Origin of the sequence: Sphingopyxis sp. OPL5 (assembly GCF_003797775.2) — a bacterium.
In the GTDB taxonomy this organism is placed as follows: domain Bacteria; phylum Pseudomonadota; class Alphaproteobacteria; order Sphingomonadales; family Sphingomonadaceae; genus Sphingopyxis.
In genome coordinates, this window is the sequence record NZ_CP060725.1 from 942,660 (window position 1) to 965,892 (window position 23,233).

The following is a 23,233-nucleotide window of genomic DNA, read 5'->3' on the forward strand; positions in this document are numbered from 1 at the left end:
CGCGCCGCCAATCATGGCAACCAAAACCCTCCCCTCCCAGCCGAAGGTCGGCATGGTCTCGCTCGGCTGTCCGAAAGCGCTCGTCGACAGCGAACGGATTCTGACGAAACTGCGCGCCGACGGCTATGGCTTGTCGCCCGACTATGCCGGCGCCGACGTCGTCCTCGTCAACACCTGCGGCTTCCTTGATTCCGCCAAGGAAGAAAGCCTCGAGGCGATCGGCGAGGCGATGGCCGAGAATGGCCGCGTCATCGTCACCGGCTGCATGGGCAACGAGGCCGACGTCATCCGCGCCCGCTTCCCCAACGTCCTCGCGGTCACCGGCGCGCATCAATATGAACAGGTCGTCGACGCCGTCCACGAAGCCGCGCCGCCGACCCAAGGCCCCTTCGTCGACCTCGTCCCCGAGGGCGGGCTGAAACTCACCCCGCGCCACTACAGCTATCTCAAGATTTCGGAAGGCTGCAACCACAGCTGCTCCTTCTGCATCATCCCCGATCTACGCGGCAAACTGGTCAGCCGCCGCATCGACGCCGTCCTCCGCGAAGCCGAAAAGCTCGTCGCCGCGGGGACCAAGGAACTGCTGGTGATCAGCCAGGACACCTCGGCCTATGGCGTCGATACCCGCCACGATCCGCGCCAGTGGAAGGGCCGCGAAGTCCGCGCCCATATGACCGACCTCGCGCGCGAACTCGGCCAGCTTCAGACCAGCGAAGGCCGCGCCCCATGGGTGCGCCTCCACTATGTCTATCCCTACCCCCACGTCGACGCGGTCATCCCGTTGATGGCCGAGGGGCTGCTGACCCCCTATCTCGACATCCCCTTCCAGCACGCCAGCCCCAGCGTCCTCAAGCGCATGAAGCGCCCCGCCAACGAAGCGAAGGTGCTCGAACGCCTCAAGAACTGGCGCAACATCGCTCCCGACATCGCGATCCGCTCGAGCTTCGTCGTCGGCTTCCCCGGCGAGACCGAGGCCGATTTCCAATATCTGCTCGACTGGCTCGACGAAGCCCAGCTCGACCGCGTCGGCGCCTTCCGCTTCGAACCCGTCGCCGGCGCGCAGGCGAACGCGCTCGACGATCAGGTGCCCGAAGAGCTCAAGGAAGAGCGCTACCAACGCATCATGGAAAAAACCGCCACGATCAGCGCCGCGAAACTCGAAGCCAAGATCGGCCGCACGCTGCCCGTGATTATCGACGAAGTCGGCGAGGCGGACGAGGACGGCAGCATCGGCGCGACGGGGCGGTCACAAGCCGACGCGCCCGAGATCGACGGCCACGTCTACCTCCGCGACGTCGCGGCGACCCTCAAGGCCGGCGATATCGTCGATGTCACGGTCGAGGACGCCGACGAGCATGATCTGTTTGGGGTAGTAGCCGGCTGAAACGCTCGCGAATTCAATATATGACGATCTCTACCCCGGCTACGCTCGTCAGATCCGCATACGGTTGACCGATCCCCGGATTCCTCCCATCATTAAAGAGGGAGGCTATTTCTATGGATTTGAAAAGAGCGATCAAGCACGCCATTGACGGGAACGCTGTACTATTTGCCGGATCGGGATACTCTGGAAACGCGACGCCCGTGGGGCATGACGAGTTTTTGACCGGTCGGAAACTTGCGAAATTTCTTTATGTACAATCTGGCATAACAACAGATGACGATCAGCTTAATTACGCTGCGCAAGCCTATGTTAAAAAGTTCGACAAAGGGAAGCTTCTTTCGATTCTCAAGTCACTTTTCGTAGCCAAAGACGTTTCCGATTGTCATGTTCGACTGGCTTCCATTCCATGGCAGTCAATCTTCACGACAAATTACGACAATGTAATTGAACTGTCCTACGAAAGGGCGGGCCGCGCGCTGACGCCGCTTACTCCGCAAAATCCCGCAAAAGATCATGTTCTGACATCCAGCCATTGCCTTCACATCAATGGATACATCCCTTCCGCCAAGGAAGACGATCTGGATAACAATATCAAACTTTCAAATTCCAGCTATCTTACCGAAGCTTTTGCAAATTCTCCTTGGGGATTTGCATTCAGAAAATCTATCGAATATTCAAAATCGATAATATTCATTGGATATTCCATGTATGACATCGATATTCAAAGAATAATATTCAATACTTCGGGATATAGAGATAAAATCATATTTATCGAGCGGGAAGGCCTGGACGAAGACACTATAGAATACGGAATTCAATCCGAATTCGGTCAAATATATCCAATCGGAATAGACAAATTCATTGAAGAATTTCTTGCAGTTAAAGAAAATCATATCCCCGTAGACGATAAAGATACAATATTCAATTTCGTAAAAATTGACATAAAATCTTCATCAAGAGAATTCAGAGACGATACCGTATTCGATCTCTTCCTGCGTGGGCAGGGAAATTTCAGCACAATTTCCGATTCCTTGCGTGACGATCTGCCCGGGCCTTATTTTGTGAAGCGGCAGGCGCATGACGATGCCATGCAGGCAATAGCCAATGGCGAGAATAATTTTCTTCTCCACGGCGATATGGCCAACGGAAAGAGTGCCGCCACTTCCGGCTTGCTATGCGCGCTGGCAGCACTCGGATATGATGCCTATCAGCTGGAAAAGGAAGGCGTGGATTTATCGTCCGACATTCGGGCGATCTGCACCCGCCCCGGCAAGTCCGTTACCCTGATCGAAAATGCGACACGTCATTTTGATGATATAAAGCTTTTCTGCATGCTTCGCTCGCAAGACGATATACTGATAGGCACAACCAAAACCTCCTTCTTTGAAAGCAGGGTATCCGAATTCACCGAAGCGTTCGGAAACGACGATTATTTCAAGATACCGCTCGATTTTCTTTATGCGAAAGACATCGAACTTTTCGCTAACCTGATGTCGACGTACAAGTTCTGGGGCTCAAAAGATTCGTTGTCCGATTTCGCAAAGGCACGATACATTGCTCAAAATTGCGATTCGCAGCTTTCCGGGCTTCTTCTGGACATAATTAAATCACCGAACATCAGAAAAAAGTTCGATGACCTATTTGAAAAAATAAATGAAGATAGCGATCTTGGTAATATCGTTATTTCAGCTTGCGTATTGCTAGTACTCGATTTCAGAATAACTGAATTCATGCTATCAGAGTTGTCAAATAGTACTCTGGTCTACAAGCCAAAATTCTCGCTATCTGAAGAACTTTCGGAAATTTTTACTCGAAATAACGGAAAAATCTCCTTTCGTTCTTCTATCGTCGCAAGATATGGACTGACAGAGCATCCTGACAGTCGCAAGCTGGTTGACCAGCTGATCAAGATTGCGGAACGCGCCCATGAGCGCAAGGGCCACGACGGCTTGGGAGCCTTGTTTTTTGATGTCTACAAATCGCTTGTAACATTCAGCGTGGTCCAGTCGATGCTGCCCGAAAAGGGCAAGCGCGACGCGCTGATCCGGTTCTACGAAAATGTTAAGAACCTCGACGCAGCAAAAAACCATCCCCACTTCTGGCTGCAGTACGCCCTGGCGCGCCTCTCATACGATGACAAGGATGATCTGGAAAAAGCCAAGCTGTATCTGGATACCGCCTATGCTCGCGCGAGCAAAATCGACGGATACCATACGCGTCATATGGACAATGCTTATGCGAGATACCTGGTAAAGAAAGCCATTTCCGAAGTCGTCACAGTCGATGCATTCAAGCTTCTGAAAGAGGCCAACACTATCCTGATACGGCAGGCCCGGACCGAGAAGAACCACATGTCTTACCGGGTAGCGCGCTCCTATTCTGCCTTTTATTCATCTCATCGCAATTCGATGAGTCAGGAGCAACGGAATGAACTGGAGGGGTATTCGAAGGATCTCATCGAACTTATCCCGCGACTTAATCTTGATTCCATCGGAAAAAGAGAAGTAGAAATCTGTAAAAGAGAACTGGAATCCATCATTGCCGATCAGCCTTAGAAGCTCGGGGTTAGAGCTGGGATGGACGCCTGCAATCACAACGGCCCCCGGATCTGAAAACGTGCTTGCGACGTCATCCTTGCCCGCGCAGATCGAGCCCCGATGCGATCGGCAAGGAACGGAGTCACCGCCGTTGCGATTATCGGCAGGAGCTGGATCGAGGGGCACGGTGCATGTGATCCGACCGACGATCGCCTTATTCCTGCTGCCGGCCGCCCTCGCCGCCTGCGACCGCAGGACCGATGTCGAACCCCCGCCGCGCGCCACCGACCAAGCGCCCTCCCCCACGCAGACCTCGCTGATCGCCGTCCCGATCAACGCCAGCATCGCACCGCTGCGGCAGGAACTCGAACGCGCGGTGCCGCGTACCTTGTGGACGATCAACCGGCGCGAACAGGCATGCATGGCGCCGCAGCGGGTCAAGGTCTTCGGCAAGCGCGTCAAGGTCACCCCCGCCATCCCCTGCACCATCGTCGGTCAGGTCACGCGCGGCCCGCTGCGGCTGCGCGGCGAAGGCGACGAGATCGTCGTCGATGTCCCGATCCACGCCCGGATCAGCGCGCGCGACGTCGGCGGGGTGTTGAAAGGCGAGACCGCGACCGGCGCCGCGATGGCGCACGCCCGCGTCCGCATCGAACTCACCCCCGACTGGCGCACCCGCGGCAAGGCGCGCATCTCCTACGGCTGGACCAGGGCGCCGGGCATCGATTTCCTCGGCAAGCGCATCACCTTCACCGACGAGGCCGACGCCAAGCTGAAACCCGTCGTGCGCGACGTCGAAGGCATCGTGAACCGCGAGATCGCCCGGCTCGACATTCGCAAGCAGGCCGCCGACGTCTGGCGGCAAAGCTTCACGACGCTCGAACTCAACCATCAGAATCCGCCGGTGTGGATGCGCGTCACACCGCAGCGCATCCTCTATGGCGGCTATCGCCTCGACGGCCAGCGTATCAACCTCAACCTCGGGATCGAGGGGGTGACCGAAACCTTCGTTTCCGACCGGCCCGCCGACCCATCGCCCACGCCGTTGCCGAAACTGGTGCGGCAGGCGCCCAAGCCGCATCTCGACGTGCGGGTTCCGGTGATTGCCGACTATGCACAACTCCAGCCCGTCGTCGATCGCGCACTCGCAAAGCGCGCGACCCGACCCTTCGTGCTGCCCAAGCTCGGTCCGATGGATGTCAAATTCGGCCCGTCGACCATCTATGGCGCTCCCGGCGGCCGGATCGCGGTGGGCGTTGACGTTGAAGCCAAGCTGGAGGCCCGGACTGGGACGCCCACCCACGGGCGGATCTGGATGACCGCGATCCCGCGCAACGAACCCGGCTCCGCCCAGGTCCGCTTTGCCGATCTGGTGGTCAATGGCGACAGCGACGGTGTCGGCGGCGACCTGCTGATCCTGATCGGCCGCAGCGAGGAATTCGCGCCGCTGATCGCCGACGCGCTGAGCCAGAATTTCACCCGCGATCTCGACGAACTCCAAGGCAAGATTCGCAGCGCGGTCGGGCAGCGGCGCGAGGGCGCCTTCGTCATCCGCACAACCGTCGACGGCTTCGCGATCGGCGAGATCAAGGCCTATGGCAACGGCCTCTACCTGCCGGTGCAGATGACCGGCGGTACCAGCATCGACTACCGCCCGGCGAAATGACCCGCTACGCCCGAGTGAAATCCATCGTCCAGTTCACTTCCCATGTCGCGCCGTCATCGGCCGACATCGCCTGCTCCCAGCGCGGCGAAGCGCTGTTGGTGCGGCTCCAGATGAAACGCAGCCGGATCGGCCGGCCGTCGAACCTATCGTCGGCATAGAAATGCCCGACCCCATCCTCGAACCGGCCGATGACGGGAACGTCCAGACTATGCGGGCTGCGCGCATCGAGCCACCAGATCGCCCAGCTCTTCTGAACGGGATCGAAGGATCGCAAGGCGACGGCCCGATAGGATCCGCCGGCGATGTGCAGGACATTGTCTTCGATATTGCCATCGCCACCCAATATCGGGCGCATGTCGCACGTCCCGTCGAACTCTTCCCATTCGTTGCAGTCCGCGAGGCGCATCTTCAACCGGCGATGCCGCACGCGCCAGCTGCCGATCTAGAAATCGAAATCACCGGCCATCACGCATTCTCCCCGATCTCATCGCAGGAGTTGTTCTTATTACGTTCTCATTCAAACGCAACCCCGCCCTGCTCAGAACAGGCGCGTCAGGCCGTAAAAGGCCGCCGCGACGACCGCGCTCGCCGGGATGGTGATGAACCAAGCCGCGACGACATTGCTCGCTACGCCCCAGCGCACCGCACTGGCGCGGCGGGCGACGCCGGCGCCGATGATGCTGCCGGTGATCGTGTGCGTCGTCGACACCGGGATGCCGAGGAGGCTGGCGGTGAACACCATGATCGACCCGCCGGTCGAGGCCGCGAAGCCCTGATGATGCGACAGCTTGGTGATGCGTCCACCCATCGTCTCGATGATTTTCCACCCCCCCGACAGCGTGCCCAGCGCGATGGCGATGTAACAGCTGAACGCCACCCAATGCGGAACATGAAATTCGCCGCCGAGATAGCCGGTCGAATAGAGCAGCACGGTGATGATCCCCATCGTCTTTTGCGCATCGTTAAGCCCGTGGCTCAGCGAATAGGCCGCCGACGAGAAGAGATGGAGATGGCGGAACGTCTTTTCGGCGAAGCTGGCAGTCGCGCGGCGCAGCGCCCAACTGCTGACCAGCATTACGATCATCGCCAGCAGCATGCCGAGCATCGGGGACAGGAAGATCGCGATCACCGTCTTGTTGAGCCCGGTCCACTCGATGCCCTCGAACCCGGCATGGGCAACCCCGGCGCCGACGATGCCGCCGACGAGCGCGTGGCTCGACGAGGACGGAATGCCCTTGAGCCAGGTCACGACATTCCAGAACATCGCGCCGACCAGCGCGCCGAACACGACGGCGGGGGTCACCAGATCCTTGTCGATGATCCCCTTGCCGATCGTCTCGGCGACCTTGTGCAGTTCGGGAAAGATGACCGACAGGAAATAGGCAGCAAAGTTGAAGAAAGCGGCGAACAGCACCGCCTGCACCGGTTTAAGCAGCCGCGTCGCGACGACAGTCGCGATGCTGTTCGCCGCGTCATGCAGCCCGTTGAGGAAATCGAACGCCAGCGCCAGAATGACGAGGCCGACGAGCAGGGGAAATGCGAGTTCGTGCATGGCGCGTGCCCCCGCTTATGCGTGGTCGATGACCAGACCGTCGATCTCGTTCGCGACATCCTCGAACCGGTCGACCACCCTTTCGAGATGGCTGAACAATTCGCGCCGGATGATGAACTGGATCGTGTTCGTCTCGCCATGTTCCTGGAACAGGCGCTTCAAACCGGCGGCGTGAATTTCGTCGGCATGCCCCTCCATACGCACCAGCCGTTCGGTCAGTTCGTGCAGCCGCGGCCCATTGGCGCCAATGTTGCGCAAAAGCGGCAGCGCCTCGGCGGTCAGCCGCGCGGCATCGACGATGATGCCGGCGATGTCGCGCATTTCGGGTTCGATCTCGGTCACGTCGTACAGGTCGATCGCGCCCGCCGTCTTCTGCATCTCGTCGATCGCGTCGTCCATCGACGCGATCAGGTCGGTGATCGCGCTGCGGTCGAAGGGGGTCAGGAAGGTGCGGCGCACAGTCTGCAGCACTTCGCGGGTGATCGCATCGGCGTCATGCTCGCGCTCAACGATTTCCTGGATATGGTCGGCCATGCCCGGCCCGCCCTGCAACAGGCGCGACAGCGCATTGGCGCCCGCAACCAGCGTCGCCGCGTGGCTTTCGAACAATTCGAAAAAATTGCCCTGTCGCGGCAGCAAGCGCTGAAACCATGCGAACATCCAACTCACCCCTGTCTTCTCGGCAACATTCTGCACCACCCCGCCGGTCCGCGCCACGGCGCGAAAGCCGCTGTCGCCGAACGATCGGATGAGTGCCTGCAAATCGGGTTCCTCGACCGCCGCGGCGGCGGCGTGGAACGGAAACCACTGGCGGTCGCGCTCACCCTCTTCCTTCCATTCGGAAAGTTCGCTGGTGACGGCGAGCGGAAACACCTCGACGTCGAGCAACACCGACGCGCCGTTAGCGCGGCGTTTGCGATATTGATAGCTGCCGATCGGCGTCGGGCACACGGCGCCGATCACGCCGGCCTCTTCCTCTGCCTCGATCGCGGCGGCGGCGTGGCGCGTCATGCCGGTTAGCGGGTTACCCTTGGGAATCACCCAGCGCTTCGTCTCGCGCGAGGTAATCAGCAGCACTTCGGTCGGTCCATCCTGCGCAGGTCCACCGAAACGATAGGGAAGAACGGCGATCTGGCGCATTTTTCGTCCCTTCCTATTCTTGGGCGGACCATGCCGCCGTTGGTTACAATCGGGTTTCGCCCCTATGACAATAATGTGACAGCGACAAGGATGCTTCGCCCCCCAACGCTCCCCCGTCTAATGCATTGCAAAATGCAACGCGGTGCGTAAGCTGCACCCTAAAGATATATGGGAGACGAAATCATGGCAGGTACCGCGACCATGGAACGCGCGAATGACACAGCGGCTGCGCCGGTCGATCAGGATGTACTGATCGTCGGCGCGGGCATTTCGGGTATCGGCATGGCGGTTCACCTCCAGCAGTACAGCCCCGGGCGCAGCTTCGCGCTTGTCGAGCGCCGCGCCGATCTGGGCGGAACCTGGGATCTGTTCCGCTATCCCGGCATCCGCTCGGACAGTGATATGCACACGCTGGGTTTTGTCTTCGAACCGTGGAAGCATGAAAAGACGATCGCCGATGGCCCTGCGATCCTCGAATATCTGAACCGCATCGTCGACGAACGCCATATCCGCGAGCGCATCCGTTTCGATCGTAAGGTCGTTGGTGCCGACTGGGACAGCGCGACCGCGCGCTGGACGGTTACGATGGAGGACGCAAGCGGCGCGACATCGAGCACGACCGCGCGCTGGCTGTATCTAGGCGCCGGCTACTACGACTATGATTCGCCGTTCGATGCCAATTTCACCGGCCGCGACGATTTCCAAGGCCAAATACTGCACCCGCAGTTCTGGCCGAAGGATCTCGATTATACTGGCAAGAAGGTCGTCGTGGTGGGGTCGGGTGCGACCGCGGTAACGATCGTCCCGGCGATGTCGGACAAGGCTGCACATGTCACGATGCTGCAGCGCACTCCGACGTGGTTCGCCATTCGACCCGCCAAGGACGCGCTCGCCAATTTCCTGCGCAAAATCCTGCCCGAGGAACTGGCATACAAGATCACGCGCTACAAAAACGTGAAGATGCAGGACATCGTCTTCCAGAAGGCCCGCACCAAACCGGAAAAAGTCCGAGAATTCCTGACCAAGCAGATCAAGAAGAATCTTGGTGACCGCTATGATGCCGAGGCATTCACGCCGCCGTACAACCCCTGGGAGCAAAGGCTCTGCCTCGTCCCCGACGCCGATTTTTTCGAAGCAATCAAGGCCGACAAAGCTTCGGTCGTCACCGATCATATCGACCGTTTCGACGCCACCGGAATCCAGCTCAAATCAGGCAAGCATCTCGACGCCGATATCATCGTTACCGCGACCGGACTCAACCTTGCCGTCGCGGGCAAGATTCCGGTGCGCGTCGATGGCGCGCTCGTCGACTGGAGCGAGCATTTCTACTACAAAGCGTGCATGTTCTCGAACGTCCCGAATTTCTCGGCGGTGTTCGGTTATCTCAATGCAAGCTGGACGCTGCGCGCCGATATCGTCGCCGAATATGTCTGCCGCGTGCTCAATCATATGGACGCGACCGGCACGACCGTCGCCACCCCGCGCCTCGACGATCCAGATAGCCTGACCGAAGAGAATATCTTCGATTTCTCGTCGGGCTATATCCAGCGCTCGCTGCACATCATGCCCAAAAACGCCGATGCCCTGCCCTGGCGGCTCAACCAGAATTATATCCAGGATCGCGTCGACATGCGGACCGGCGCCATCGACGACGGCGTGCTTGGCTTCGCCAACGCCCGAGCGGCAACTGCGGCGAAAGACGAAGCGCCGGCGCTCGAAGCCGCCGAATAATTGCGGCAAATCCGTATGGCGGCGACGCGCTTCCTGGCGCGGTGCCGCCGTACCGGCCAGATGCCGCATAGATGGGCCTGAATCCAACCCCTTAATACGGACCCTTTGAGCAGAGTCGGACCGTCCTTGGCACAGCGCCCCGCAGCGTTACTGCCAGATTGGATGTAATGATCTTCGGTTCACGGTATCCGAATATTTACTTTATACTATTCTCCTATTACGCTCTCTGCTTTCCAGGGGGCAAGCATCATGAACACGGGCTTTAATGCCAAGTTCTGGCGGGGTGCAAAACTTGCAGCGCTCGCCTTTGCCGTGACCACGCCGCTGTCGTCGTGCAAGGACGGCGGGTATGGCAGCGATAAGGAAATCGCGGCGGCCGGCAGTTGCCCCGAGGGCTTCGGCTGGGCCGAGGGACTGCAGGGCTATCTCAACCCGACCGCGACGATGCCGACGACGATGAGCGCGACCGCTGACGATTGCCTGTTCAACCAATGGTCGTGGGAAGCCTTTGTCTGGGCAAACGCCCCGATCGACGGCACTCCGCGCTTCCTGACCTGGCAGGTCCCGGACGATCTGCTCACCAACACCTCCGAAGTCCCGCGCACCTCGCTGCTGCGACTCGATGTGCATATGAAGCCGCTGCACATGGCCGATGGCGCCCCCAGCCAAGACGGCGCGATCGTCGAGGCCGACGGCAGCATGCTGATCGGGCAGAACGGCTATCCGGTCTATGCGTCGAGCCACATGACGCCGAACTATTTCGATGTGATCAAACGCAACCTGATCGCGACCGGCGCCTATCAGAACAATCCAAACCAGGACGATTATTTCAGCGTCGGCGACGCGATCGTCAAGGCGACCTGGTATCGGCTCGCCGCGGGTGAGGCCGCGCCGGCGGGCAGCTATACGACGCAGGCCGAGGTGCCGGTGCTGCAGAACAACTGCAACGGCGCGAACTGCACGGTCGTCCCGAGCGGCAAATATGAGACGGTCACCGTCGCACTCGTCGGCATGCACGTCGTCGGCTATACCGAAAACCATCCCGAATTCGTCTGGGCGACCTTCGAGCACAAGTCGAACGCGCCGATGTTCGCCGACAACAGCTTCGTCTTCGACGCCAATGCCAGCGATCCCGGCAATTTCACCTTCTACAAAGCGGGAACGCCTTATTCGCAGGCAGCCCTGCTCGTCGAGACCAATACCAATCCAGCCACGGTCACCTTCGACGCGGCGACAGGCAAATTCTCGCCGATCACGCAGGTCGTCCAGATGAACAAGACCGGCGGTGACACCCAGCCGAACGGACCGGGGAACATCACCGCGATCAACGTTGCGTCACAGGGCGCGGCAGCGAACTTCCCGAACAATTCACCGCTGCAGAACTACAATCTGATCGGAACGGCGTGGTTTAAGCCCAACACCTATGTGACGACCAATGCCAACTGGCAGACGCTGAACCAGACCAACGCGGTCGGCGCGATCAGCCTGATGAATACCACCGCAGAAACCTTTCTGCAGAGCGCCAAGGGGCAGCAGGGCCATAATTGCTTCGAGTGCCATAGCGCGACGAGTTTCTCCTACGCTGGCATCCAGCCCAAGGCGCTGACCCCGCGCCGCATCGCGATCAGCCATATGGTCGCGATGGGTTCGGCCTATGAAGTGCCCAACACGCTCCCGGTAACCGCGGGTGGCTCACCTGCCGCCAAGACCACGGCGATCAAGGCCGTACAAAAGAAATAGAGCTGCACTGGGTCGCAGTCGCGTAGCCCCGGGTCGTCAAAGGCCCGGGGTTATGTCTTTGGGTCAATCAACATGCTCGGGCTTGCCCTTGATCGATCCCTTCGCGAAATCCTCGAGTTGTTTCTCCGTCATGTTCTCGACCATCTCTTTCGATGCCCCCTTGAGCTTCGACCTGGGTGTGTCGCCGCGCTTGGCGCTGAGCGCCGCACCGGCGGCTTTCTGCTGGGCTTTCGATTTGGCTGGCATCGGCTTTCTCCTGCCTGCCCCGCATCCGTTAACGCCCCCTACCCGTTAACGATCGTGCCGCCGTTGGGATGCAACACCTGACCTGACATATAGCTGCTGTCGTCGCAGGCGAGGAACAGGAAGCAGGAGGCGACCTCGTTGGGCTCGCCCGGCCGTTTCATCGGCGTACCCTCGCCAAAGGTCGCGACCTTATCGGCTGGCGACCCGCCGCGCGGGTTGAGCGGGGTCCAGATCGGTCCCGGCGCGACCGCATTGACGCGAATGCCCTTCCCAACCAGATTTTCGCTGAGCGAGCGGGTGAAGGCGGTGATCGCACCCTTGGTGGCGCTGTAATCGAGCAGCCCGCCCGATCCCTGATACATCGTGACGCTGGTGCAATTGACGATCGCCGCTCCCTTCTTGAGGTGCGGCAGCGCGGCCTGCACCAGATAGAACATGCCAAAGATGTTGGTTGCGAAGGTGCGCCGGAGTTGTTCGAGGCTGATGTCGCGAATATCCTCCGCCGGATGCTGCTCGCCCGCATTGTTGACGAGAATATCGAGCCGGCCGAGCCTGGCAACCGCCTTGCCGACGATCCTTTCGCCCGCGCCCGATTTGCCGACGTCGGCCTTGATGGTGATCGCGCAGCGCCCCTCCGCTTCGACGGTCGCGGCGGTGGCGTCGGCGTCAGCCCTGTTGCTGTGGTAGACGATCGCGATATCGGCGCCCTCGCGCGCGAAGAGCGCGCAGACCGCGCGGCCGATACCGCTGTCGCCGCCAGTGACGATCGCGACCTTTCCCTTGAGACGGCCGGACCCGGGATAGCGCGGCTGCCATCTGGGCGCGCGATCAAGGTCGGCCTCTCGGTCCTTCGGCGGCTTGGCGATCGTCTTGCCCGCACCGACCTCCTTCCTCAGCTTCGTCGCCGCGCGCTTCTTGCCTTTCTTTTCGGCTTCGGTTTCGCCGACCTTCCCGGCCTTCGGCTGTTTCGCCATCGCCCTACTCCTATTTCCCCGCGCGGAAGTCGCCGGCGAACTCCGGCTTTAGGGCGCGGATCAGCCCAGCCGTTACGGGGACGTTGATCCGGTAATCGCCCTCGGCATAAGCGCCGATCTCATAGGGGGCGATGGCGATCGTCAGGCGGTCGAGATGGCGCCCATCGGACGAGCCGAGCCACACCGTCTGCGCCGAGGCCGGCGGGCATTTGGCGAAGACCGAGTCCTCGCCCTCCGCGGACAGCTGAATGCCCTTCGCCGCCTTGGCGCGCGTGATCGCAGCGCAGAAATCGTCGCGGATCGCCGCGTCGAACGCGGTGCCGCTGGTGAACAGATCGAGCGGCGAACGTCGCTTGCCGCTGTTGCGGTCCCAGAGCAAAGTGCCGAAGGTCGTCATGCCGTGAGCGCCGCCGGTGTAGGTCGAAATCTCGCTCGACAGACTGAGGAAGCGCGGCGTGTCGGTGATGCGTTTCCAAGACTGCAAATGGCTGTGGGGACGGTAAGGAAAGCCTCCCTTTTCCGCGGCCACCCGATCACGGCGCGATTCAGCGATCAGCGCGTCGCGATTGGCCGCGCGGTCGGCATCGAGCCATTCGGCGAGTTTGGGGATCTTCGCCGCCTCGAGCGGATAGGCGTAGGAAAACTCCATCAGGTCACTGCTTTCCTTGACCTCCGACGCCGTCGCATTCGCCACCTTCACATCGTCGACGGCGCCGGGAGGCGCACCGGGGACCGAGGCGGCAGCGGCCTTTTCAGCGGTCGTCTGCGCCGGTTCGCTGGAGCAGGCGGTGAGAAGGAGGAGGATAGCCGGCGCGAGCGCTGCGGCGGAGCGGAGGGAAAGGATGGCGGTCATGGGCCAACAACGCCGGGCATCGACAAAGTTTCCCCGCAAGCCTAGCAATTCGGAATGACCGACCATTCCGACTTGATCCAGCCCGACAAGGGCCAGTATGCACGCACGATCCACCTTGTCGACAAGAAGAGCTTTGATAGCTGGCTGAAGGGCCGCAGCGCGCGTGAACGCGCCCACCTCGCCGCCGTCGGGTTCAAGCCCGATGCCTTTGTCCATGCTATCCTGCCCGGCGACGACCCCGAACGCTGGTCGGTGGTAACGACGGTTGCGAATGTTGAAAGCTTGTCGGCTTGGTGCCTTGCCAAGCTGGGCCAGATCTTGCCCGAAGGCCGTTACCGGGTCGAGGGGCGGCAGCCGGGCAAGGCGATGTTCGGGTGGATGAGCGGACAATATCGTTTCGACAGGTACCGCCCCAAGGCCGAAGCACATGGGCCACGTGTGCTGCTGACCAGCGACGTCGGCGCGATTGCCCCGGTGGTCGCCGAGATGCGCGCGACCGCGCTGGTCCGTGACATGGTCAACACGCCGGCCGCCGACATGGGGCCGGCGGCGATCGAGAAGGAAGCCGAACGCATCGCCAAGGCGCATGGCGCGAAGATCGTGGTAACCAAGGGCGAGGCGCTGGAACAAGGCTATCCGATGATCCACGCCGTCGGACGCGCGGCAGCGAAACATCATGCCCCACGACTGATCGAGATCTTGTGGGGCAAGGAGGACCATCCGCGCATCGCGCTGGTCGGCAAGGGCATCAGTTTCGACAGCGGCGGGCTCGACATCAAACCGTCAGCCGGAATGCGGCTGATGAAGAAGGACATGGGCGGCGCGGCGCACGTGCTGGCGCTCGCCGAACTGGTGATGGCGAGCGGGCTGCCGGTGCGGCTGCACTGTCTGGTCGCGGCAGCAGAAAATGCCATTTCAGCCGATGCGTTCCGGCCGGGCGACGTATTGAAAAGCCGGCTCGGGTTGACGGTCGAGATCGGCAACACCGACGCCGAGGGCCGGCTGGTGCTCGGCGACGCGCTGGCGAAGGCGAGCGAGGGCAAGCCCGAGTTGATCGTCGATTTCGCGACGCTGACCGGAGCCGCGCGCGTCGCACTGGGTCCCGACCTGCCACCGCTGTTCGCCAATGACGATGCGCTGGCCGACGCGATGCTGGCGGGCGGCATCGATCGCGACGACCCGCTTTGGCGGATGCCACTATGGGATAGCTACGCCGACCTGCTCGAAACCGACATCGCCGACCTTGGCAATGCGGGCTCTTCGGCTTTCGCCGGGACGATCACCGCCGCGTTGTTCCTCAAGCGGTTCGTCGGCGAAGGCATCACCTGGGCGCATGTCGACACCTTCGCCTGGCGCCCCTCAGCGAAGCACGGCCGACCCAAGGGCGGCGCGGCGCTCGGGATGCGCGCGGCATGGGCGATGCTGCAGGCGCGCTACGACCGGCGGCGCAAGGGCGATGGCGCTTGATAAAAGCCCTACCGCTGCGCTAATGCGCCGCGATTATCCGCCGTTCGGCGGCTTCATCGCATTTCAGGACATGACGTGACAGCAGAGGTCGAAAATTTGGCGGGTCGCATCCGCATGGGGCGCCCGGGCGCAGCAGGAGCGGGACGTGGCCGTTTCGGCCTGACAGGCACGTCGCAAAGCTATGATCCGCGCGTCGTCGCGATCCGCCCCGACCTCGCCGACATCGCAGTCGCTGGCCAGCATTTCGCACCCCATTATGCCGCGCCGATGATGAGCAGTTGCGTGCTGCCCTCAGCGGTGTTGCGCGGCGCGCCGTCACTCGATGCCGACCAGACGAGCGAGCTTCTCTACGGCGAAGGCTTCGCGCTGCTCGACCTGACGGGCGGGTGGGCTTGGGGGTATTGCCTGGCTGACCATTATGTAGGGTATCTGGCCGCCGACGCGCTGGGGGCGCCGATCGCGCCGACGCACCGGGTGCGGGCGAGCGAAGCGCTGCTCCACAGCGCCCCCGACGCCGCGAGCGGCGGGTCGGCGGTGCTGCCGCGCGGGGCGCTGGTGATGGGCGAGGCCGAGGGCGAATGGCTCGCCACCGCGCACGGATATCTGCCGCTCGCCGCATTGGCGGAGGTCGGCACCGACGAAACCGATGCCGCGACGGTCGCCGAGGAGATGGTCGGCGCGCCCTATCTGTGGGGCGGCCGGACCGCCGCCGGGATCGACTGTTCGGGGCTGGTGCAACTCGCTTGGGCCGCTGCGGGCATCCACCTACCGCGCGACAGCGATCTGCAGCTGGCATCGCTCGGCGCCGACAAGGACGTCGACCCAGCCGCACTCCGGCGCGGCGACCTGGTCTTCTTTCCCGGCCATGTCGGCATCATGGCCGACGCCACCCACATCATCCACGCCAGCCGACGATGGATGGCGGTGAAAGTGGAGCCGCTGGCCGACGTCGTCGCACGTTCGGCAGCCAAGGATCATGACCCGCCGGTGAGCGGGTATAAAAGACTGACATAACATCATGACACAGACGGTATTCATCGACGGCGCGGCGGGAACGACGGGCCTCGAAATCGCCGAGCGGCTGGCAGGACGGAGCGAATTCGCACTGGTGACGCTCGACGAGGCGCGGCGCAAGGACGCCGATGCGCGGCGCGAAGCGCTGAACGATGCCGATTTCGTCATCCTCTGCCTGCCCGACGCCGCGGCGATCGAGGCGGTCGCGATGATCGCGAACGACCGGACCAAGGTGATCGACGCCTCGACCGCGCACCGCGTCGCCCCGGGCTGGGCCTATGGCTTCCCCGAGCTGAACGCGGGACAGCGCGCCGCGATCGCCGCGGCGACGCGGGTCAGCAACCCCGGCTGTTATCCGACGGGCTTCCTCGCGCTCGTCGCGCCGCTGGTCGCGGCGGGCATCGTCGCGAAGGATGCGCGCCTGAGCGTCAACGCGGTGTCGGGCTATTCGGGCGGCGGCAAGGAACTGATCGCGCGTTTCGAAGCCGAAACCGACATCGGTTTTCGCAGCTATGGCCTGTCGCTTGGACACAAGCATGTGCCGGAAATGCAGGCGGGTTCTGGACTGATCCACGCGCCCGTGTTCGCGCCGGCGGTGGTGCCGGTCTATCGCGGCATGCTGGTCGAAGTACCGCTGAGCTTCGACGCGCCGACTGCGGAAGCGGTCTATGACGCGCTCGCGGCGCATTATGCGGGGTCCCCGCTGGTCAGCGTGCGGCGTGCGGGCGACGAAAGCGAGCTACTGCTGCGCAAGGACGATGCCGCGACCGACGCGATGGAGCTGATGCTCTATGCCAGCGCCGACGGCGCCCAGCTGCGGCTCGTCGCGCGGCTCGACAATCTCGGCAAGGGTGCGAGCGGCGCCTGCGTCCAGAATCTCAACATCATGGCGGGTTTGCCTGAGACGGCGGGGCTGCGGCTGTAATTCCTCTCGTCATTGCGAGGAGCGAAGCGGCGCGGCAATCCAGAGCAGGCGTACACCGCTCTGGATTGCTTCGCTTCGCTCGCAATGACGAAGTGAAAGAAACGCTAGGGAGTCAGTGCACCGTGTCGAGGATGTCCTCGACCGACAGATAGACGATCAGTCGCTCGATCTGGCGCCAGCGCGCGAAGTGGATGTGGTTGCCGAGCACGCGATACTGCTCGGCGCGCGCCGCGGCTGCAAACCCCGCCTCGTCGCCATGCTGGTGGATCAGCGCATGCGCGTCGTCCACCGCGGCGCGGTCGGAAAGAAAAGGTGCTGGCAGCTGCATGGTGTCCCCGATCATGTCGGGACCGCTCTACGTCCGCCACCTCACCGCGCCGTTCCCAATAGTGCTGAACAGGCGGGTAAGGTTAATCGCAAGGCGCTTCGGGTTAACCATGGCAGGCCGCGTTTCGCCTCTTTGACCTTGCCCGCAGCGCGTGTAGACATGGGCCATGCGCAAGATCCTGAAATATGTCCTCATCGCCCTGCTGCTGATCCTGGTCGTCGCCGGCGTCGTCCTTTACGCGATGTCGCGGCCCGATGTGGCGCGCTTCTCGACCGCAGAGCTGAGCGGCCGGGTACCCGTGATGGCGCCGCAGGCGTCGCAGACGATCCCGACGATGAACGTGCCCGAGGCGACCAAATGGCCCGCCGGAGAGGCGCCGCGCGCCGCCGCAGGGCTGAGCGTCGCACGCTTCGCCGAGGGGCTGGCGCATCCGCGGACGATGTTCGTGCTGCCCAATGGCGACGTGCTGGTCGCCGAGAGCGAAAGCCCGCCGCGCGATACCTCGGGCATCGAGGGTGCGGTGATGGGCCGGATGATGAGCAAGGCGGGCGCCGGCGGCAAGTCGGCGAACCGCATCAGTCTTCTCCGCGACGCCGACGGCGACGGCAAGGCCGAGGTCAAGACCGCCTATATCACCGGCCTCAACTCGCCCTATGGTATCGCGCTGGTCGGCAAGACGCTCTATGTCGCCAACACCGACGCGCTGCTCGCCTTCCCCTATGTCGAGGGCGAAACCGCGATGAGCGGCAAGCCGAGCAAGATCGCCGACCTGCCCGCCGCCGGCACCAACCGCCACTGGACCAAGAGCCTGGTCGCGGCGCCCAACGGTTGGCTCTATGTCGGCGTCGGCGCCGACAGCAATATCGGTGAAAAGGGCCTGGCGAACGAAGCGCGGCGCGCGCGTATCCTGGAAATCCGCCCCGAACAGAAATATGTCCGCACCTTCGCGGCGGGCATCCGCAACCCCGTCGGGCTCGGCTTTTATCCGGGCAGCGACCAGTTGTGGACCGTGGTCAACGAGCGCGACATGCTCGGCAGCGACCTGGTCCCAGACTATCTGGCCGAGATCGACGAAGGCGATTTCTATGGCTGGCCCTGGTATTATTGGGGCGGCTTCGTCGACACGCGGGTCGCGCCCGATGCCGACGACCGGCGCCAATATGTCAAGCGCCCTGAATATGCGCTCGGCGCCCACACCGCGCCGCTGGGGATGACCTTTACCCAAGGCCTCGACCTCGGCGAGCGCTGGGCGAACGGGGCTTTGATCGCCCGCCACGGGTCGTGGAACCGCGAACCGGTCGCGGGGTATGACGTGGTGTTCGTGAAATTCGGTGCCAATGGCAAACCCACCGACACGCTGCCGATCACCCTGCTCGACCAGTTCCTTGCCAAGGACGGCAAGACGACGCGCGGTCGCCCGGCCGATGTGAAGGTCGCGAAGGACGGCAGCGCGCTGATCGCCGACGATACCGGCGGGGTGATCTGGCGGGTGGCTAAGGCGGGGTAGGTCCGGGGGTGAGCCGCCTCAGCTTCGCCCGGACGATACAATTTCTCTTTATTATTATCGGCGCCAGCGCGCTGCTGCTTCCGAGCACGCGCAACGCGGATTTCGATGCCAAATATTTGCTGTTGGTCTTGGGATCGCTGCTGCTTGCGATAATTTTCGTGGCGCTCAAATGCCCCTGCTGCGGATACAGCCTGTACCGCACGAGAAACTATCGGATAAACCTGCTCGTCCCGGCAAGCCGGACGTGTTCGCACTGTCAGGCCAGGCGCAACTGACGCGCCCGGTAAGGACTTAGACCCGCATCGGCATCAATACGTACAATGCCGGGCTCTTCTCGCTCTCGCGGATCAGCGTCGGGGCGTTGGCGTCGGCGAGGTGGAGTTCGACGGTGTCGCCATCGACCTGGCCGAGGATGTCGCTGAGGTAGCGGGCGTTGAAGCCGATCTCCATCGCCTCGCTGTCGTACACCGCCGCGACCTCTTCGGCGGCGGTGCCGTTTTCGGGGCTGGTGACGCTGAGCGTGATGCGGTCCTTGTCGAGGCCGACCTTGACCGCGCGGGTCTTTTCGCTGGCGATCGTCGAGACGCGGTCGACGCCCTGGAACAGGCTTTTCGGATCAACCTTCAAGAGCTTGTCGTTCGCGGTCGGGATGACGCGGCTGTAGTCGGGGAAGGTGCCGTCGATCAGTTTCGAGGTCAGCACGGCGTTGCCGAGCTGGAAACGGATCTTGGTCGCCGACAGGCTGATTTCGACATTGCCCTCGGCCTCGTCGAGCAGCTTGCGGATCTCGCCGACGCATTTGCGCGGAACGATCACGTCGGGCATCGCGCTGGCGCCGTCGGGGCGGGTCACCGTGTAGCGGGCAAGGCGGTGGCCATCGGTCGCCGCGGCCTTGAGCACCGGGCCGGTCGCATCTTCGGCGACGTGCAGGAAGATGCCGTTGAGATAATAGCGCGTTTCCTCGGTCGAGATCGCGAAGCGCGTCTTGTCGATGATCTGGATCAGCTCGGCGACCGGCAGTTCGAAATTGGTCGGCAGTTCGCCCTCGGCGATCACCGGGAAATCGTCGCGCGGCAGCGTCGGCAGGTTGAAGTTCGAGCGGCCGGCCTTGACCTGCATCTTGCCCTCGGCAGCGGCGAGGCTGACCTCGGCACCCTCGGGCAGCTTGCGGGCGATTTCGAAAAGGGTGTGCGCCGACACGGTGGTGGTGCCGGGGGTTTCGACCCGGGCGGCGATCGTCTCGACCACCTGCAGGTCGAGGTCGGTCGCCATCAGCTTGAGCTGGCCCGATGCGTCAGCCTCGATCAGCACGTTCGAGAGGATGGGAATCGTGTTACGCCGCTCGACCACCGACTGGACGTGGCCAAGGCTCTTCAACAGTATCGCGCGTTCGATCGTCGCTTTCATTGTTATTCCGCCATCCTGTATGCTCGTGCGGGAGAAGTCCCTCGGGGACGGGTACCATGGGCGCCTTGGCACCCCGATTCCCTGCCCCCATAAAATGTCTTCCTTCCTTAACGCGCCTATGGCGCCGTGCAAGCCATGCTTGCAAAGCATCCCCAATCGCGCAATCGAGGCGCGATGCGCCGCGCCCTCCCCTTTTTGCTGATGCTGGCGGCGGTGCCCGCCATGGCGGCGGCAGCGCCGCGCACGGCGCTCGGCATCTTCGACGGCTGGGGCGCCTTTCGCGACCCCGCAGCGCCGCGTTGCTATGCGATCGCCGCCCCCGCCGCGACGATCGGGACGCCGCAGGTGAAGGCCTATGCCAGCGTCGGTTACTGGCCCAAATCGCGGATTCGCGGCCAATTCTACGTCCGCCTGTCGAAAGCGCGGCGCGCCGGCGGCGAATTGCGGCTGACGATCGGCAGCCGCCGCTTCATCCTGACCGGCAACGGTGCCCATGGCTGGGCGAGCGACGCGCGGATGGATGCCGCGATCATCGCCGCCATACGATCGGCGCCGAGCATGAGCGTCGAGAGCGTGTCGACGAGTGGCGGGTCGATCGCCGACACCTATCGCCTGCGCGGCGCGGCGACGGCGATCGACGCGGCGGCGCTGGGCTGTGCAAGACCGGGATGATGCGATGAAGACGATCGGCCTGATCGGCGGTTTGAGCTGGGAAAGTTCGGCGCACTATTACCGCCTGATCAACGAGGGGGTGAAGGCGCGGCTCGGCGGGCTGCATTCGGCGCGCGTGCTGATGCTGTCGCTCGACTTCGCGCCGATCGCCGCGTTGCAGGCGAGCGGCGACTGGGACGTGCTCGACGGACAGATGGCCGAAGCCGCGAGGTCGCTGACCGCAGGCGGCGCCGAGATGCTGCTGATCTGCGCCAACACGATGCACCTGTGCGCCGAGGCGGCCGAGGCGGCGACCGACGTGCCGCTGCTCCATATCGCCGATCCGGCCATCGCCGCGATCCGCGCGGCGGGATATACGCGCGTCGGGCTGCTCGGCACCGCCTTCACGATGGAAAAGCCCTTTTACACCGGGCGCATGGCGGCCGCCGGGATCGCAGCGATCATCCCCGGCGATGCCGACCGCACGACCGTCCACCGCATCATCTATGACGAACTGGTGCAGGGTGTGATCCGCGACGAATCGCGCGCCGAATATCGCCGCATCATCGCGGCGCTGATCGCCGACGGCGCCGAGGCGATCGTGCTCGGCTGCACCGAGATCATGCTGCTGGTCGATGCGCGCGACAGCGCGGTGCCGCTGTTCGACACGCTGGCGCTGCATGTCGAGGCGGCGGTGGAGATGGCGTTGGCGTGAAGCGGGGCGCGCGAGAAATGGCGTAATTCCGCCGAACTTAACAGTGAAATCCCGTTTCAGTACTTCGCCAGCGCCCGAGCGCGGCAAGCGGGACCCCGGATCAAGTCCGGGGTGACGAAGATTGCTGCCATCGATAAGAATCGGCAGAAAACTGCGCAACTTTACACTGAAATGCCATTCGGGAGCGCGAGGGTAAGCACCTAAGGGCACAAAGGTCCCCGATGCGTGGCGCAAAAATGGGGCCTTTGTGCCCTTAAGCAACCCGGTGTCGGCGAAGCCTTTGGGCAGGCGTGCAGCGGATGATTTGCCGTTCATCGACCAGCTTGGAGCATGGCGATCTTTTTTAGGAAAGCGATTTTTCGGCTACTCCCGCGCCAGCTTCGTCAATTCCTGCGCCAGGAAATCGAGCACTGTTCGCACCCGCGGCACATGGCGCAGCCGTTCGTGCGTCAGCAGCCATAGCCCGGTTGTGTCCTCGCTCTTCGGCGGGATGCAGCGGATGAGGTCGGGTTCGCGATCGGCGAGGAAGGCGGGGAGGATAGTGAGGCCCATGCCCGAGCGCACGCCGGCGAGCAGGCCCGAGGCGCTGTCATATTGCATCACCACCGATTCTTCGAGCCCGTACTGGCGCAGCCATGCCTGATAGGGTTCCCAGACCCCGCCGCCGCCGCCGATGAAGGGGTGGGTGGCGAGTTGCTCGCGGCTGTGCGGGATGCCGTGGCGGTCGGCATAGTCGCGGCTGCTGTAGACCGTCCACGGATTGTCGGCGATGCGGCGTCCGACGAGCCCCGCGCCGGTCGGCTGCTTGCTGCTGCGGATCGCGATATCGGCGGCGCCCGCCGCAAGGTCGCGCGGCTCGTCGGCGGTGTCGAGGCGGATGTGGATTTCGGGATGTGCCGCGCGCAGGTCGCGCAGGATCGGCGGCAGGATGGTGACCGCGAAGATTTCCATCGTCGTCAGGCTGACCGTGCCGCCGGCGTCGCGCGAGCGCGCGCCCGCCGCCTCGCCGAAGCGGTCGGCGGCCTCGCGGACGGCGAGCGCGCTCGCGAGCATCCCCTCGCCCGCCGCGGTGAGCGCGTAGCCGGCCTGTCGCCGTTCGAACAGGGTGAGTCCGGTCGCCTCCTCGAGCGCGGCGATGCGGCGGGCGACGGTGGTCTGGCTGACGCGCAACGCCTGCGCCGCCGCCAGCGTGCTGCCGGTTTCGGCGACCGCGAGAAAGGATTTGAGGTCGTTCCAGTCGAACATGGCGTCTTGTGCGTCATACGCCCGGTGCACGCATTCTGCAATTTTGCAGAATGGCTTCGCAACATCGTTGCTCCCGCAGCGGCGCGCGGCGGATTATCTGGGTCTCCACCGGCTTCCTCCCCTCCTCTTCAGCCGGCCGAAGGAGACATGA

The 23,233-nt window shown here is 62.7% G+C and carries 21 protein-coding genes; 12 read left to right on the plus strand and 9 right to left on the minus strand.

Annotated elements, in window-relative coordinates; translation table 11 throughout:
• Positions 1 to 13: 13 nt before the first annotated feature.
• The 3 genes from rimO to EEB18_RS04625 all read left to right on the plus strand — a co-directional run bounded on the left by rimO (position 14) and on the right by EEB18_RS04625 (position 5,587).
• Positions 14 to 1,384: a 30S ribosomal protein S12 methylthiotransferase RimO gene (gene rimO / locus EEB18_RS04615; protein ID WP_187142250.1), complete on the plus strand. Its 1,371-nt coding sequence runs from the start codon at positions 14 to 16 to the stop codon at positions 1,382 to 1,384.
• Between the two features lie 113 nt (positions 1,385 to 1,497).
• On the plus strand, positions 1,498 to 3,939 hold the full coding sequence (locus EEB18_RS04620) for an SIR2 family protein (protein WP_187142249.1): 2,442 nt from the start codon (positions 1,498 to 1,500) through the stop codon (positions 3,937 to 3,939).
• A 175-nt stretch (positions 3,940 to 4,114) separates the two neighbouring features.
• The gene (locus EEB18_RS04625; RefSeq protein ID WP_262408123.1) at positions 4,115 to 5,587 is read left to right on the plus strand and encodes a DUF4403 family protein; all 1,473 of its coding nucleotides are present in this window, start codon (positions 4,115 to 4,117) and stop codon (positions 5,585 to 5,587) included.
• A gap of 4 nt (positions 5,588 to 5,591) precedes the next feature.
• Here EEB18_RS04625 and EEB18_RS04630 read toward each other — a convergent pair whose 3' ends face one another.
• From EEB18_RS04630 to EEB18_RS04640, 3 genes are all read right to left on the minus strand, one after another.
• A complete protein-coding gene (locus EEB18_RS04630) occupies positions 5,592 to 5,993 on the minus strand; it encodes a DUF1579 domain-containing protein (RefSeq protein WP_222943144.1) in 402 nt (133 codons plus the stop codon).
• Positions 5,994 to 6,125: 132 nt separating this feature from the next.
• On the minus strand, positions 6,126 to 7,139 hold the full coding sequence (locus EEB18_RS04635) for an inorganic phosphate transporter (protein ID WP_187142247.1): 1,014 nt from the start codon (positions 7,137 to 7,139) through the stop codon (positions 6,126 to 6,128).
• Between the two features lie 15 nt (positions 7,140 to 7,154).
• A complete protein-coding gene (locus EEB18_RS04640) occupies positions 7,155 to 8,279 on the minus strand; it encodes a DUF47 family protein (protein ID WP_162248596.1) in 1,125 nt (374 codons plus the stop codon).
• Positions 8,280 to 8,462: 183 nt separating this feature from the next.
• Here EEB18_RS04640 and EEB18_RS04645 point away from each other — a divergent pair, with 183 nt between their 5' ends.
• The gene (locus EEB18_RS04645; RefSeq protein ID WP_262408124.1) at positions 8,463 to 10,010 is read left to right on the plus strand and encodes a flavin-containing monooxygenase; all 1,548 of its coding nucleotides are present in this window, start codon (positions 8,463 to 8,465) and stop codon (positions 10,008 to 10,010) included.
• 249 nt (positions 10,011 to 10,259) lie between these two features.
• Positions 10,260 to 11,750 (plus strand): hypothetical protein, encoded by a 1,491-nt coding sequence (locus tag EEB18_RS04650; protein ID WP_187142246.1) that lies wholly within the window; start codon positions 10,260 to 10,262, stop codon positions 11,748 to 11,750.
• Positions 11,751 to 11,813: 63 nt separating this feature from the next.
• On the opposite strand, the gene EEB18_RS04655 is transcribed toward EEB18_RS04650, so the two are convergent.
• Genes EEB18_RS04655 through EEB18_RS04665 form a run of 3 tightly spaced genes read right to left on the minus strand, consistent with a single transcriptional unit; the run spans position 11,814 to position 13,823 of the window.
• The gene (locus EEB18_RS04655; protein ID WP_187142245.1) at positions 11,814 to 11,996 is read right to left on the minus strand and encodes a DUF3008 family protein; all 183 of its coding nucleotides are present in this window, start codon (positions 11,994 to 11,996) and stop codon (positions 11,814 to 11,816) included.
• Positions 11,997 to 12,034: 38 nt separating this feature from the next.
• Complete coding sequence (locus tag EEB18_RS04660; RefSeq protein WP_187142244.1) at positions 12,035 to 12,970, minus strand: SDR family oxidoreductase; 936 nt, start codon at positions 12,968 to 12,970, stop codon at positions 12,035 to 12,037.
• Positions 12,971 to 12,980: 10 nt separating this feature from the next.
• Positions 12,981 to 13,823 (minus strand): DUF3298 and DUF4163 domain-containing protein, encoded by an 843-nt coding sequence (locus EEB18_RS04665; RefSeq protein WP_187142243.1) that lies wholly within the window; start codon positions 13,821 to 13,823, stop codon positions 12,981 to 12,983.
• A 54-nt stretch (positions 13,824 to 13,877) separates the two neighbouring features.
• Between EEB18_RS04665 and EEB18_RS04670 the strand changes: the two genes are divergently transcribed.
• From EEB18_RS04670 to argC, 3 genes are all read left to right on the plus strand, one after another.
• On the plus strand, positions 13,878 to 15,290 hold the full coding sequence (locus EEB18_RS04670; RefSeq protein ID WP_187142242.1) for a leucyl aminopeptidase family protein: 1,413 nt from the start codon (positions 13,878 to 13,880) through the stop codon (positions 15,288 to 15,290).
• A 75-nt stretch (positions 15,291 to 15,365) separates the two neighbouring features.
• Positions 15,366 to 16,304 carry a C40 family peptidase gene (locus tag EEB18_RS04675; protein WP_262408125.1) on the plus strand — a complete coding sequence of 313 codons (939 nt, stop codon included), beginning with the start codon at positions 15,366 to 15,368 and terminating at the stop codon, positions 16,302 to 16,304.
• Between the two features lie 4 nt (positions 16,305 to 16,308).
• Complete coding sequence (argC, locus tag EEB18_RS04680; RefSeq protein ID WP_187141650.1) at positions 16,309 to 17,229, plus strand: N-acetyl-gamma-glutamyl-phosphate reductase; 921 nt, start codon at positions 16,309 to 16,311, stop codon at positions 17,227 to 17,229.
• Between the two features lie 112 nt (positions 17,230 to 17,341).
• Here the strand turns inward: argC and EEB18_RS04685 are convergent, their stop codons facing one another.
• Positions 17,342 to 17,557, minus strand: coding sequence for a hypothetical protein (locus tag EEB18_RS04685; protein WP_056351978.1), 216 nt, complete (start codon positions 17,555 to 17,557; stop codon positions 17,342 to 17,344).
• A 166-nt stretch (positions 17,558 to 17,723) separates the two neighbouring features.
• Between EEB18_RS04685 and EEB18_RS04690 the strand changes: the two genes are divergently transcribed.
• Positions 17,724 to 19,064, plus strand: coding sequence for a PQQ-dependent sugar dehydrogenase (locus EEB18_RS04690; protein WP_187141651.1), 1,341 nt, complete (start codon positions 17,724 to 17,726; stop codon positions 19,062 to 19,064).
• Between the two features lie 8 nt (positions 19,065 to 19,072).
• Positions 19,073 to 19,339 (plus strand): hypothetical protein, encoded by a 267-nt coding sequence (locus tag EEB18_RS04695; protein ID WP_187141652.1) that lies wholly within the window; start codon positions 19,073 to 19,075, stop codon positions 19,337 to 19,339.
• A 16-nt stretch (positions 19,340 to 19,355) separates the two neighbouring features.
• Here the strand turns inward: EEB18_RS04695 and dnaN are convergent, their stop codons facing one another.
• Positions 19,356 to 20,471: a DNA polymerase III subunit beta gene (gene dnaN, locus EEB18_RS04700; protein ID WP_056349029.1), complete on the minus strand. Its 1,116-nt coding sequence runs from the start codon at positions 20,469 to 20,471 to the stop codon at positions 19,356 to 19,358.
• A 174-nt stretch (positions 20,472 to 20,645) separates the two neighbouring features.
• Here dnaN and EEB18_RS04705 point away from each other — a divergent pair, with 174 nt between their 5' ends.
• The gene (locus EEB18_RS04705) at positions 20,646 to 21,143 is read left to right on the plus strand and encodes a hypothetical protein (RefSeq protein ID WP_187141653.1); all 498 of its coding nucleotides are present in this window, start codon (positions 20,646 to 20,648) and stop codon (positions 21,141 to 21,143) included.
• 4 nt (positions 21,144 to 21,147) lie between these two features.
• Positions 21,148 to 21,837 (plus strand): aspartate/glutamate racemase family protein, encoded by a 690-nt coding sequence (locus tag EEB18_RS04710; RefSeq protein WP_187141654.1) that lies wholly within the window; start codon positions 21,148 to 21,150, stop codon positions 21,835 to 21,837.
• Between the two features lie 363 nt (positions 21,838 to 22,200).
• Here EEB18_RS04710 and EEB18_RS04715 read toward each other — a convergent pair whose 3' ends face one another.
• Positions 22,201 to 23,082, minus strand: coding sequence for a LysR family transcriptional regulator (locus EEB18_RS04715; RefSeq protein ID WP_056349017.1), 882 nt, complete (start codon positions 23,080 to 23,082; stop codon positions 22,201 to 22,203).
• Between the last annotated feature and the right edge of the window lie 151 nt (positions 23,083 to 23,233).